Origin of the sequence: Sphingomonas sp. MMS24-J13, assembly GCF_044905095.1 — a bacterium.
GTDB lineage: Bacteria > Pseudomonadota > Alphaproteobacteria > Sphingomonadales > Sphingomonadaceae > Sphingomonas_I.
Genome location: NZ_CP173258.1, coordinates 2,594,183 through 2,607,009, shown reverse-complemented (window position 1 = coordinate 2,607,009; position 12,827 = coordinate 2,594,183). Strand labels below are relative to the sequence as shown.

At 66.7% G+C, this 12,827-nt stretch carries 10 protein-coding genes; 6 read left to right on the top strand and 4 right to left on the bottom strand.

From position 1 onward, the window contains the following. Positions 1–747 precede the first annotated feature (747 nt). The 4 genes from AB4Z44_RS12170 to AB4Z44_RS12155 all read left to right on the top strand — a co-directional run bounded on the left by AB4Z44_RS12170 (position 748) and on the right by AB4Z44_RS12155 (position 6,713). Positions 748–1,674 carry a TonB-dependent receptor domain-containing protein gene (locus tag AB4Z44_RS12170; RefSeq protein WP_404709966.1) on the top strand — a complete coding sequence of 309 codons (927 nt, stop codon included), beginning with the start codon at positions 748–750 and terminating at the stop codon, positions 1,672–1,674. Positions 1,675–1,765: 91 nt separating this feature from the next. Next, positions 1,766–4,315, top strand: a complete 2,550-nt coding sequence (locus tag AB4Z44_RS12165) for an ABC transporter substrate-binding protein (RefSeq protein ID WP_404709965.1) — start codon at positions 1,766–1,768, stop codon at positions 4,313–4,315. Then, positions 4,315–5,109 carry an ABC transporter permease gene (locus AB4Z44_RS12160; RefSeq protein ID WP_404709964.1) on the top strand — a complete coding sequence of 265 codons (795 nt, stop codon included), beginning with the start codon at positions 4,315–4,317 and terminating at the stop codon, positions 5,107–5,109. Before AB4Z44_RS12165 ends, AB4Z44_RS12160 begins: the two co-directional genes overlap by 1 nt. Beyond that, positions 5,106–6,713 (top strand): dipeptide ABC transporter ATP-binding protein, encoded by a 1,608-nt coding sequence (locus AB4Z44_RS12155; protein WP_404709963.1) that lies wholly within the window; start codon positions 5,106–5,108, stop codon positions 6,711–6,713. The genes AB4Z44_RS12160 and AB4Z44_RS12155 overlap by 4 nt, the downstream gene beginning before the upstream one ends. Here the strand turns inward: AB4Z44_RS12155 and AB4Z44_RS12150 are convergent. The 3 genes from AB4Z44_RS12150 to argJ are packed head-to-tail and all read right to left on the bottom strand — an operon-like array spanning position 6,678 to position 9,117. Beyond that, a complete protein-coding gene (locus tag AB4Z44_RS12150; RefSeq protein ID WP_404709962.1) occupies positions 6,678–7,478 on the bottom strand; it encodes an inositol monophosphatase family protein in 801 nt (266 codons plus the stop codon). The two genes, AB4Z44_RS12155 and AB4Z44_RS12150, sit on opposite strands and share 36 nt — an antisense overlap. Continuing rightward, positions 7,475–7,897, bottom strand: coding sequence for a GFA family protein (locus tag AB4Z44_RS12145; protein ID WP_404709961.1), 423 nt, complete (start codon positions 7,895–7,897; stop codon positions 7,475–7,477). Before AB4Z44_RS12145 ends, AB4Z44_RS12150 begins: the two co-directional genes overlap by 4 nt. Beyond that, positions 7,897–9,117: a bifunctional glutamate N-acetyltransferase/amino-acid acetyltransferase ArgJ gene (gene argJ / locus AB4Z44_RS12140; protein WP_404709960.1), complete on the bottom strand. Its 1,221-nt coding sequence runs from the start codon at positions 9,115–9,117 to the stop codon at positions 7,897–7,899. The genes AB4Z44_RS12145 and argJ overlap by 1 nt, the downstream gene beginning before the upstream one ends. A 102-nt stretch (positions 9,118–9,219) precedes the next feature. Here argJ and AB4Z44_RS12135 point away from each other — a divergent pair, with 102 nt between their 5' ends. Together AB4Z44_RS12135 and secA are read left to right on the top strand one after the other, a co-directional pair. Next, on the top strand, positions 9,220–9,474 hold the full coding sequence (locus AB4Z44_RS12135) for a hypothetical protein (RefSeq protein WP_404709959.1): 255 nt from the start codon (positions 9,220–9,222) through the stop codon (positions 9,472–9,474). Positions 9,475–9,588: 114 nt separating this feature from the next. Beyond that, on the top strand, positions 9,589–12,333 hold the full coding sequence (secA, locus tag AB4Z44_RS12130) for a preprotein translocase subunit SecA (protein WP_404709958.1): 2,745 nt from the start codon (positions 9,589–9,591) through the stop codon (positions 12,331–12,333). 165 nt (positions 12,334–12,498) lie between these two features. Here secA and AB4Z44_RS12125 read toward each other — a convergent pair whose 3' ends face one another. Continuing rightward, positions 12,499–12,786, bottom strand: coding sequence for an XrtV sorting system accessory protein (locus tag AB4Z44_RS12125; RefSeq protein ID WP_404709957.1), 288 nt, complete (start codon positions 12,784–12,786; stop codon positions 12,499–12,501). Positions 12,787–12,827: the final 41 nt, after the last annotated feature.

Below are 12,827 nucleotides of genomic sequence, written 5' to 3'. Positions count from 1 at the left end.
GGTTCGGGCTGTTTCGCGGCGAGGCGTTCGTATCGGGCCCGATCGGCGGCGGCTTTGCGGTGCGCGTCTCGGCAGCGACCGAGCAGGGTGGGGGCTTCCAGCACAATCGCGACACGGGGCAGGGGATTGGCGACGCCGATCGCTGGGCGGTGCGCGGGCAGATCGCCTACACTTCCGGCCCGCTCGACGTGCTGGTCCAGGCGCAGCACGGGCGCGATACGTCGGACGGCAGCGCGCTCTACCTGTTCCAGCCCTTGGGTACGATGCCCGCCGATACCGATCGCTTCGCGACCGGCTGGGGCGGCTCGCCAAGCTTTCAGGCGGCAACCGGCGTCGGCACCTCGCAAAAGCCGTTCCGCGATGTCGTCAGCGATGGCGCCAGCGGGCGGATCGATCTCGATCTGGGCGGCGCCAAGCTCACCAGCCTGACCGCCTACGAGCGCTACCACCGCCGCGAATATGAGGATTGGGACGCGACTTCGCAGGCGTTGGCGGGCGCCTATTATGACAGCAATGCCAGGGTCTTCTCGCAGGAAGTGCGGCTGGCATCGACCGGCACCGGCCCGCTGCGCTGGGTGACCGGGGCTTATTATTCGGACGAGCGCCTGCACGAGGCGTTCATCACCGATCTGCCCGGCTATATCGCGCTCACCACCTATCGCCAGCATGCGCAGACGATCGCGGGCTTCGGGCAGGCGGATTACAAGATCGGCCAATTGACGCTGACCGGCGGCTTGCGCGTCGAGCATGAGAAGCGCGATCTGCTCGATTTCAGCACCACCACCGTGCCCTTGTTCGGGCTGGGGGGACAAGGTCGGGCGTTCGACCAGCTATACCAAGGTCTCGGGCAAGGCCGAGGCGCAATATCAGCTGACGCCGGGCACGCTCGTCTATGCGAGTGCCAGCCGCGGCATCAAATCGGGCGGGTTCACCGCCTACAATACGGTGACGCCCGACCAGCTCACCGCGTTCAAGCCCGAAAGCCTGTGGGCCTACGAGGCCGGTTTCAAGAGCCAGTTCGCCGACAATCGCGTGCGGCTGAATGCCGCCGGCTTCTATTATGATTATCGCAATCAGCAGGTGCAGTCGGCGATCTACACGACCGTCGTCGCACCCGGCGGCTTCGTGCTGTTCGATGGCCCGATCGGCAAGATCGTCAACGCCCCCAAGGCGCATATCTATGGCGCCGAGGCCGAACTTACCTGGCGCCCGATCCGCGTGCTCGAGATCACGCAGGGCGTGGCGTGGAAGAAGGGCGTATTCGATCGCTATCAGGGGCTCGACATCGACGCCAGCGTTGCGGCCGGCCACGCGGTCTACACCGATCGGCACGGCCAGGACGAGGGCTTCCCGCATTGGAGCTACAATGGCTCGGCGACCCTCACCCTACCGGCAGGGGCGGCGCGCAACGTGACGATCGCGACCGATTATTCCTATCGCGATACGCTCGATCCCGTGCTGCTCGGGCCGACCTTCAAGGTCCATTCCTACTGGCTGGTCAACGGATCGCTGAGCTATGGCGCGGCCGACGGGCGCTGGAGCCTTGGCGTCTATGGTCGCAACATCTTCAACCAGCATTACGATCTGACGCGCAACTTCTTCATCGGCGGGATCGACATCGCCGCGCCGGGCCGCCCGGCAAGCTACGGCGTGCAGGCCCGGTATCGGTTCTAGGGACGAGGCGAGCAAATGGGCCAACTCGTCATGCTGAACTCGTTTCAGCATCCACCATGCGCCACGCGCGGACAGTGCGGATAAAGGGTGGATGCTGAAACAAGTTCAGCATGACGGAGGGGTGGTCGGGGCGCTGTTGCGTCTCTTCCTCTGTGCGATCTTTTGTCTCGCCGCTCCCGCCCTCGCCCGCGACCGCATCGTCGTCGCGCTCCAGCTCGAACCCCCGACCCTCGATCCCACCTCGGGCGCGGCGGCCGCCGTCGACGAGGTCACCTATCGCACCATCTTCGAGACCCTCACCACGCTCGACGCCACCGGCCAACCGGTGCCGCTGCTGGCGACAAGCTGGACGATGGCGCCCGACGCGCGCAGCTACGTCTTCCACCTCCGTCCCAACGTGCGCTTCAGCGACGGTACGCCGTTCGACGCCTCCATCGTCGCCTTCAGTCTCATGCGCGCGATCCGGCCCGATTCGACCAACGCGCAGGCGCAGGCGCTCGGCAATATCGCGGGCGTCGATCGGGTCGATCCGCTCACCGTCCGCATCCGTCTCAAGCTGGCCGATGCCGGTTTCGCGACCCTGCTGGCATGGGGCGATTGCGCGATGGTCGCGCCGGGATCGGTCAACGCGCTCGCAACCGGCCCGATCGGCACCGGCCCGTTTCGTTATGAAAGCTGGCGGCGCGGCGATCGGCTGATCCTGGTTCGCAACGATCATTATTGGGGCGCCGAACCCGCCCTTAAGCACGTCGAATTCCGCTTCGTCTCCGATCCCGCCGCCGCCTTTGCGGCGATGAAGACGCACGAGATCGATCTCTTCCCCGATTATCCCGCGCCCGAGCAATTGGCGCAGTTCCGCGCCGATCCGACGCTGCGCGTCACCACCGCGCCGACCGAGGGCGAGGTCATCCTCGCGCTCAACAACCGGACGGGGCCGCTCCACGATCTGCGCGTGCGGCGCGCGATCGCGCTGGCCATCGACCGGCAGGCGATCATCGATGGCGCTATGTTCGGCTATGGACGGCCGATCGGCAGCCATTTTCCGCCGCAAAATCCCGACTATGTCGATCTCACCGGGCTCTATCCGCACGATCCCGCGCGCGCGAAAGCGTTGCTGGCCGAGGCGGGCTATCCGCACGGCTTCGCTATCACCCTCAAGCTGCCACCGCCCGCTTATGCGCGGCGATCGGGCGAGATCGTTGCGGCGCAGCTCCGCGCGGTCGGGATCAGGGCGGCGATCGTTCCGGTCGAATGGCCGCAATGGCTCGACGCGGTGTTCGCGCGGCACGATTTCGACATGACGATCGTCAACCATGCCGAGCCGGCCGATTATGCCATCTATGGCCGTCCGAATTATTATTTCGGCTATGACGGCAGCGCGATCCGTGCGTTGCTGGCGAAGCTGCAGGCGTCGACCGATGCTGGCGAGCGCCACATATTGCTCGGCGATATCCAGCGACGGATCGCGCAGGATGCGGTCAACGCCTTCCTGTTCCAGTTCCCGCATCTGAGCGTCGCCGATGCGCGGTTGACTCATATGTGGGTCAACACGCCGCTGCAGGCGATCGACTTTACCACCACGCGCTTCGCCGGCGACGATGCCGGTGGTGAAAACGAGCGTGGCCGGGGTGCTGGATGGGGCTGGGCGGCTGCCGCAATCGGTCTGATCGCGCTCGCGGCGATCGGGCGGGCGACCGGGTTGCGCTGGCTCGTACGGCGGCTCGGCGTCCTTGCGCTGACCCTGGTGGGGGCGAGCCTGTTCGTGTTCTTCGTGTTGCAGATCGCGCCGGGGGATCCCGCGCAGTTCATGATGGGGCTGGAAGCGAGCCCGCGTGCGGTGGCGAGCCTGCGTGCCGAACTCGGGCTCGATGGCTCGGCCGTGCACCGCTATGCCGCCTGGATCGGCGGGCTGGCGCACGGATCGTTCGGATCGAGCTACACCTATCGCATTCCGGTGAGCGATCTGCTGGCGTCGCGGCTGGCGGTGTCGCTGCCACTGGCGGGGCTCGCGATGCTGCTGTCGGTCGCGACCGGCCTGCCGGCGGCCTTGCTTGCCGCCCGGCGGCCGGGCGGGTGGGCCGACCGGCTGGTCGGGGCGCTCGCGCAGCTTGGGCTTGCGATGCCCGGCTTCTGGCTCGCGATGCTGCTTCTCCTCCTGTTCGCGGTACGGTTGCGTTGGGTCGGCGCAGGCGGCTTCCCTGGTTGGGATGGCGGGATCGGTCCAGCGCTCGCCGCGCTGACACTGCCGACGGTCGCGCTGGCTCTGCCGCAGGCGGCGGTGATCGCGCGGGTCGCGCGCGGCAGCCTCGGCGAGGAACTGGCGCGCGATTATGTCCGCACCGCGCGCGCCAAGGGGATCGGGCCGAACGCGATCCTGTGGCGGCATGTGCTGCCCAATGCCGCCGCCCCGATCCTGACCATCATCGGCCTGCAATTCCCGTTCCTGCTGGCGGGCGGGGTGATCGTCGAGAATGTCTTCTATCTGCCCGGGCTCGGGCGGCTGGTGCTGCAGGCGATCGGCGGGCGCGATCTGATCACGGTGCAGGCGGTGGCGATGCTGCTCGTGCTGGCGACGGTCGCGACGAGCTTCCTGATCGACGTCGCGCAGATGTTGACCGATCCGCGGGTGGTGCGACGGTGATGACGCGGATTGTCGGCCCGGCCATCGTGATCCTCATCAGTGCGATGGCGCTGCTGTCCTTCGTCTGGACGCCTTACGATGTCGGTGCGCTCGATATCGCGCACCGGCTCGCGCCCGGTTCGGCGGCGCATCCGCTCGGCACCGATCAATATGGCCGCGATCTCGTCTCGATGCTGATGGCAGGCGCTCGGCCCTCGCTCGGCGTGGCGTTGCTCGCGGTGGGGATCGGGCTGGCGGGCGGGGTGCCGCTCGGCCTGCTCGCGGCGGCTCGACCGGGCTGGATCGACGAGACGATCGCGCGCCTGGCCGATATCGTGTTCGCCTTTCCGGCGTTGGTGCTGGCGTTGCTGATCGTGGCGGTCGCGGGGCCGGGCGCGACCCATGCGGCCATCGCGATCGGCCTGTTCAACGTACCCGTCTTCACCCGCCTGACCCGCGCCGCCGCACGATCGATCTGGGCACGCGATTTCATCCTCGCCGCGCGGCTGGCAGGGAAGGGGGCGGCGCGTATCTCGATCGAGCACGTATTGCCCAATGTCGCTGGGCCGTTGCTGGTGCAGGCGGCGGTGCAGCTCTCGCTCGGGCTGATCGCCGAGGCCGGCCTGTCCTTCCTCGGGCTGGGTGCGCAGCCGCCTTATGCCAGCTGGGGACGGATGCTCGCCGACGGGCAGACCTTGATCGGGGTGGCCCCGCGCCTTGTCCTGCTGCCGGGGCTCGCCATCCTGCTGACCGTGCTCGGCATCAACCTGACCGGCGAAGCGCTGCGTGGACGGCTGGGGATCGAACGGTCATGAGCCTGCTTGCGATCGATGATCTGGCGGTGCGCTATGGCGCGATCCACGCGCTCGAAGGCGTCTCGCTGACGGTCGAGCGCGGCGAGGTCGTGGCCCTGGTCGGCGCTTCCGGTTCGGGCAAATCGACGCTTGCTCACGCCATTCCGGGCCTGTTGCCCGATATGGCCGCCATCGGCGGCACGATCCGGCTGGATGGGACGGTGCTCGACGAACCCGCTCTGCGCGATGTGCGCGGTCGGCGGATCGGGATGGTGTTCCAGGAGCCGGCGACCGCGCTCAACCCGGCTATGTCGATCGGGCGCCAGATCGGCGAGGTGCTGGCGCGCCACACCGATCTGTCGAAAGCGGCGATCGCCGCCGAGGTCGTGGCGCTGCTCGCGCGGGTTGGGCTCGAACTGGCGCCGTCACGCTACCCGCACAGCCTCTCGGGCGGTCAGCGCCAGCGGGTCGCGATCGCCATTGCGATCGCCGCCGCGCCCGAACTGCTGATTGCCGACGAGCCGACCGCTTCGCTCGATCCGATCGCACAGGCGGGGATTGTCGATCTGCTGGGTGGGCTGGTGCGCGAGCGCGAGGTCGGGCTGCTATTGGTGAGCCATGATCTGGCTCTCGTTGCGGACATTGCGGACCGGCTGGTGGTGTTAGATGGTGGTACGGTGGCCGAGCAAGGCGATGCGCGCTTGCTGCTGGGCGCGCCGCAATCGCCGGCGCTGCGCGCGATGACCGATCCGTTGCGGGCCGCATCGATCGCGCGGGCATCTCCGCAGGGCGAACCGATCTTGCAGGTAAGCCAGGTCTCCCGCCTCTACGGTGCCGGCCGTTTCCGCCGTGCTGCCAGCATTGGCGTGGCGGGGGTAAACCTGACATTGCGGCGGGGTGAGACGCTGGGCGTGATCGGCGAGTCCGGATCGGGCAAATCGACACTGGCGCAACTCGTGCTCGGGCTCGACCGCGCCGATGCGGGAATAGTGACCATCGCGGGGCAGCCATGGCTCGGTGCGCGCGGCCCGCAGTTGCGGGCGATGCGGCGCCAGATCCAGGCGGTGTTCCAGGATCCCGCTGCCAGCTTCGATCCGCGCCAGACGGTACGCCGGATCGTCAGCGAGCCGCTCCATCTCCGCGACGATCGGCCCTCTCAGGCGGAGCGCGAAGCGCTGGTCGCCGAGGTTCTGGCGCAGGTCGGCCTGCCCGCCGACGCGGCCGATCGGCTGCCCTCGCAATTCTCCGGCGGCCAGCGTCAGCGGATTGCCATCGCCCGCGCGCTGATCCTCAAGCCTGCGATCATGGTCCTCGACGAAGCGCTGACCGCGCTCGACATGGGGGTGCGCGCGGAGATCGTCGCGTTGCTGCTCAGGCTGCAAGCGGATCTGGGAATCGCTTACCTCTTCATCAGCCACGATCTGCGGCTGGTGCGCGGCTTTGCTGATCGCGTGCTGGTGATGCGGGGCGGCCGCGTGGTGGAAGAAGGCGCGGCCGGCGATGTGCTGGAACGACCGCGCGATCCTTATACGGCCGCCCTGGTGGCGGCGACGCCGGACTCCCTCTCCCAAGGGGAGAGGGCGTTCAGCTTATCCCACCAAGATCCTGGCGGCCTGGTCCCATAGTTCGGGCGTCGCCGCCGCGATCATCCCGGTCCCGGTCTGGGTCGGCGCATAAGGCGTGCCGTCGAAGCGCGCGACGCGGCCGCCCGCTTCGGTGACGAACAGGGCGCCCGGGGCATGATCCCAGGCATAGGTCCGCCAGAACATCGATATGTCGTTCACCCCCAGCACGATGCGCGGATATTGCTCCCCGGCGCAGCGTGGGATCGGCGCGCATTCCAGCTTGCCGTCTGCACGCGCCTGCATGTCGGCGGCTATATCCTTGGGCAGATAGGTGAAGGACAGGCCCGCCACCGGCAGCGCCCCACCGCTGCCGCGCGCGATGACCCGTTCGCCATCGATCGATGCGCCGCCACCCTTGTTGGCGTGGCAGAGTTGATCGGTCACGGGATCGAGGATCCACGACGCCTGGGTCTCGCCGTCCTCGGCCAGCGCGATCATGATCGCGAAGGGGGGGTGGCCGCTTGCGAAATTGTGCGTGCCGTCGATCGGATCCACGATCCATACGGCGCCCGCGCCGATCGTGTCGATGATGGCCGGATCGGCGGCGCAGGCTTCCTCGCCGACGACGCGCGAGTTCCGCAGGAGTGTGGTCAGGCCTTCGCCCAACGCAATCTCGCTCTCGCGATCGGCGATGGTGACGAGATCGTCGGGCGCCTTCTCGATGATTTCGGATGGGGCGAGCTGGCGAAAGCGTGGCATCACGATGCGCGCCGCTACGTCGCGCATCAGTGCGGTGACGGCGTCGTTGAGCGGGTGCGGTGTCATGATGTCGTTCCTTCCGAACGGCCGCGGTCGTGACGGGGCATGGCGTCCGCTGCGGGCGCCCACGCGATGCGGCTGGCATAATAGATGTGGAACCCGGGCACGGCGCGATCCGGTTCGTCGAGCGTGGCGAGCGAGAAATCGAGCGTCGCGGCACCCTCATTATCCCGCATCAGCAGCGGTGTTCCGCAGCGCGTGCAGAAGAACCGGTGCCCGGTCTCGCTGGAGGCGAAGCGCCCGACCGTCTCCGCGCCGGTGGTGAAAGCGAAATCGGTCACCGGGACGCTTGCGAACGCCATCGCCGGGCTGCCCGAATTGCGCTGGCACGTCCGGCAATGGCACCAGCCCGCATCGAAAGGTGCGGAGGCGAGGCGGTAGCGCACCGCGCCGCAGGCGCAGCCGCCCGTCCAGCCCTCGCCCATCAGCTGCGATAATCCGCGTTGATCGAGATGTAGCCGTGGGTGAGATCGCAGGTCCACACGGTCGCGCGGCCCTCGCCGAGGCCGAGATCGACCCCGATTTCGATATCCTGCCCCTTGAGGTGGGCCGCGACCGGCGCCTCGTCATAGCCCTCGACCGCCAGCCCGTCGCGCGCGACCTGGGTGGCGCCGAAGCTGATCGCAAGCTTGTCGCGCTCGGCGGGCTCGCCCGCCTTGCCCACCGCCATGACGATTCGACCCCAATTCGCGTCCTCGCCCGCGATCGCGGTCTTCACCAGCGGCGAATTGGCGATCGACATGGCGATGCGGTGCGCCGATCTGTCGCTTTCGGCCCCCTCAACCGTGATCGCGACGAACTTGGTGGCGCCCTCGCCATCGCGCACGACGAGCTGCGCGAGCTGGCGGCACAGATCGGTCAGCGCGGTCTCGAACGCCTCGGCGCCCTCATCCTCGATCGTCGCGAGCGGTGCGTTGCCCGCCTTGCCGGTGGCGAAGGCGAGCACTGTGTCCGAAGTCGAGGTGTCGCCGTCGACCGTGATGCACGAGAAGGTCCTGGCGTTGGCGCGGTCCATCATCTGCTGGAGCAGGGCCGGCTCGATTGCGGCATCGGTGAAGAGGAAGCCGAGCATCGTCGCCATATCGGGCGCGATCATGCCCGAACCCTTGATGATGCCGACCAAAGTGATGGTGCGACCATCGATCGTCGCCGTGGTCGATGCACCTTTGGCGAACGTATCGGTGGTGCCGATCGCGTCGGTCGCCTGCCGCCAGTCGGCCGCATCGGCCTGCAGCACCGCGTCGATGCCGGCCTCGGCCTTGTCGATCGGCAAAGGCACGCCGATCACCCCGGTCGAGGCGACGAACACGTCCGAAGGCTGGCATTGCAGCGCGCCCGCGACCCGCGCCGCGATCGCTTCGACCGCCGCGCGGCCGCGATTGCCGGTGAAGGCGTTGGAGTTGCCGGCATTCACCACCAGCGCGCGCGCCTGCCCGAGCGGGAGCGCGTTGCGGCACCATTCGACCTCGGGCGAAGGGCATTTGCTTTTCGTCGTGACGCCCGCGACCACCGTGCCCGGTTCGAACGCGGCGAAGGTGAGGTCGCAGCGGTCCCACGTCTTGTAGTGCGCGCGGGCGACGGCGACGCGTACCCCCGCGATCGGCGGCATTTGTGGGAACGGCGTGGCGAGCGGGGATATCTTCATGCGGCGCGTTTAGCGGGGCGGTTCGAGCGAGACCAGCCTCGACCACGCCGTCGTGCTCTGAATCATGGACGTAGGCGAAACCATCACCTACATGACGCAGCGATGCGTCTGCTTCTCCTCCTGTCAGCCTTGTTGACCGCGCTTACCGGCGTGGTCGGAGGGGCGGCCGCGTCGGCCCAGCCGGTCGAGGCGAGCGTCAGCGTCAGCGCGGCCAAGCCCGGCGGGATCGCCAGCGTCGCCCTCGCGCCGGTGCGGGCGATGCAGGCGGCTTTCGCGCCCCAGCTTGCGTGGCGGGCGCCTGCGCCGATGGTCGTTTATCGGCCCGGTCGCTTTTTCGGGGAACGCCGGCGCCAGTAAGGCGCTGTGCCATTCGTTTCCGGGCCGGTCCGATTGGGCCGCCCTCCATATCATCGTCCATAGAGCGTGCGGCCGTGCAGTCGCGCGCAACGCATTCAAAACAGGGAAGTCCATATGTTCGCCGGCATTGCCAAGGCCATCTTCGGATCGTCCAACGATCGCTACGTCAAGTCGATGCAGCCGATCGTCAACAAGATAGCGTCGTTCGAGCCCACCGTTTCGGCGTTGTCCGACGAGGATCTGGCGGCGCAGACGGTCAGGTTCCGTGAGCGCTACGCCGGCGGCGAGACGCTCGATCAACTGCTGCCCGAGGCATTCGCCACGGTGCGCGAGGCGGCCAAGCGCGTGCTCGGCCAGCGCCACTACGATGTGCAGATGATCGGCGGCATCACGCTCCATCGCGGCGAGATCGCCGAGATGCGCACCGGCGAAGGCAAGACCTTGGTCGCGACGCTCGCGGTCTATCTCAACGCGCTTCCCGGGCTCGGCGTCCACGTCGTCACCGTCAACGATTACCTCGCCCGGCGCGACGCCGAATGGATGGGCCAGGTCTATCGCTTCCTCGGCCTGACCGTGGGCGTGATCGTGCCCAACCTGTCCGACGATGAGCGGCGCGAAGCCTATTGGTCCGACATCACTTACGGCACCAACAACGAATTCGGCTTCGATTATCTGCGCGACAACATGAAGTATGAGCGCCACCAGATGGTGCAGCGGCCGTTCGCCTACGCCGTCGTCGACGAAGTCGATTCGGTGCTGATCGACGAAGCCCGCACCCCGCTCATCATCTCGGGCCCGACCGAGGACAAGTCCGAGCTGTACAAGCTCGTCGACGCGGTCGTGAAGCAGGTCGACAAGTCGCATTACGAGCATGACGAGAAGCAGCGCTCGGTCATCCTGACCGAGGACGGCACCGAGGCGATCGAGCGCGCGCTGGAGGCAGCGGGGCTGCTTCAGGGCGACAATCTCTACGATTTCGAGAATACCCAGGTGGTCCACCACCTCAACCAGGCGCTCAAGGCCAATGTCGTCTTCCGCCGCGACACCGATTACATCGTCAAGGACGGCAAGGTCATCATCATCGATGAGTTTACCGGCCGCATGATGGACGGGCGCCGCTGGTCGGACGGGCTGCACCAGGCGGTCGAGGCCAAGGAGGGCGTCAATATCGAGCCCGAGAACCAGACGCTCGCCTCGATCACCTTCCAGAATTATTTCCGCATGTATCCCAAGATCGGCGGCATGACCGGCACGGCTGCGACCGAGGCGCCCGAATTCTACCAGATCTACAAGATGAACGTCGTCTCGATCCCGACCAACGTGCCGGTGCAGCGGATCGACGAGGATGACGAATTCTACAAGAATATCGGGGACAAGTTCGCGGCGATTGCCGCGGCGATCCGCGACAAGCAGAAGACGGGTCAGCCGGTGCTGGTCGGCACCGTCTCGATCGAGAAATCGGAATTGCTGTCCGAATATCTCAAGGCGGAAAATGTCCCGCACGCGGTGCTGAACGCGCGCCTGCACGAGCAGGAATCACATATCGTGGCGCAGGCCGGCCGCATGGGCGCGGTCACGATCGCCACAAACATGGCCGGCCGCGGCACCGACATCCAGCTCGGCGGCAACCTCGAGATGCGCATGCTCGACGAGCATCCCGATCTCGTCGCCGGCACGCCCGAATATGATGCGGTCGCGGCCGGCGTCCGCGCCGAGATCGTGGCCGAGAAGGAGCGGGTTCTCGCCGCCGGCGGGCTGTTCGTGCTCGGTACCGAACGCCATGAGAGCCGCCGTATCGACAATCAGCTGCGCGGCCGTTCGGGCCGTCAGGGCGATCCGGGCCTATCGCGCTTCTATCTGAGCCTCGACGACGATCTGCTACGCATCTTCGGCCCGCAGACGATGTTCGCCAAGATGATGAACAAGAACCTTGCCGACGGCGAGGCGATCGTCAGCCCCTGGATCAGCAAGGCGATCGAGACCGCGCAGAAGAAGGTGGAGGCGCGCAACTACGACATCCGCAAGCAGGTCGTCGAATATGACGACGTCATGAACGACCAGCGCAAGGTGGTGTACGAGCAGCGCGCCGACATCATGGATGCCGAGGCGGTCGACGATGTCGTCGCCGATATGCGCGCCGAGACGGTGACGACGATCGTCGGCGATGCCTGCCCGCCGGGCTCCTATCCCGAGCAATGGAATATCGAGGGGCTGAAGGCAGCCGCGCTCGACGTGCTCGCGATCGAGCCGCCGCTCGACGAGTGGATGAAGGAGGAAATGCTCGAGCCCGAAATCCTCGCGACGCGCATCGCCGAAGCCGCCGAAGCGACCATCAAGGAACGCGCCGAAGAGATCGGGATCGATAGTTGGAAGGGGATCGAGAAGAGCGTGCTGCTGCAGACGCTCGACCATCACTGGAAGGAGCATCTCTCGACGCTCGATGCGCTGCGTCAGGTAATCCACCTGCGCGCTTACGCGCAGAAGACCCCGATCAACGAATATAAGACCGAGGCATTCGCCTTGTTCGAGCGCATGCTCTCGGCGATCCGTGAGGATGTGACGCGTACGCTCGCCAACATCCGCTTCAATTTCGCACCGCCGCCCGAACTGCCGCAGATGCCGTCGATCTTCACGACGACGCATTTCGATCCGTTGAGTGGCAGCGACGACACCAACGATTTCGACGCGGCGAGCCTGGGGCTGGTGACCACGCGCCTGCCACCCTTGCAGATTGTGCAGCCCGCGATGCCCGACGAGCTGGGTGAGGACCCGGCCGAGTGGGAAGGCAAGATCAGCCGCAATTCGCCTTGTCCGTGCGGATCGGGCCGCAAGTACAAGCACTGCCACGGGCAGCTGTAAGCCTCTCGTTTCCCCTCCCTTTCGAGGGAGGGGACAAGGCGTTGGTAAAGAAAAGCCGGGGGCTCGATGCCCCCGGCTTTTCTGTTTGGCGATGGTGGAAGAATCTTGGAGGTGCGCAGGCGCGCGAACCCACCCTCAATCCCTCCCTTTCGGGGAGAGCGGAATTCAACCCTTACGGTCGAACGGCTTGAGCACGATCCACACATAGACCCCCGTGCCGATCAGCACGAGGATGGCGAGGCCATGGTTGAGGTAGTCGACCCCGGCGCCCGGGATGGCGCCGTTCTTGACCGCATTATTGCCGAGATAATTGGCGACCGCGCAGCCGACCGACGCGGCGAGATATTGCCAGATCGAATCCTGCGGCTCGCCTTCGGCCGAGGAGCGCTGCAGAAACAGCACGATGAGGCCCGCGAAGATCGCGACCGTCACCCAATCATACACTGTTTCCACGCATTCCCTCCGTTGGCCAGCCTCCTGCCATGGCAAAGGCC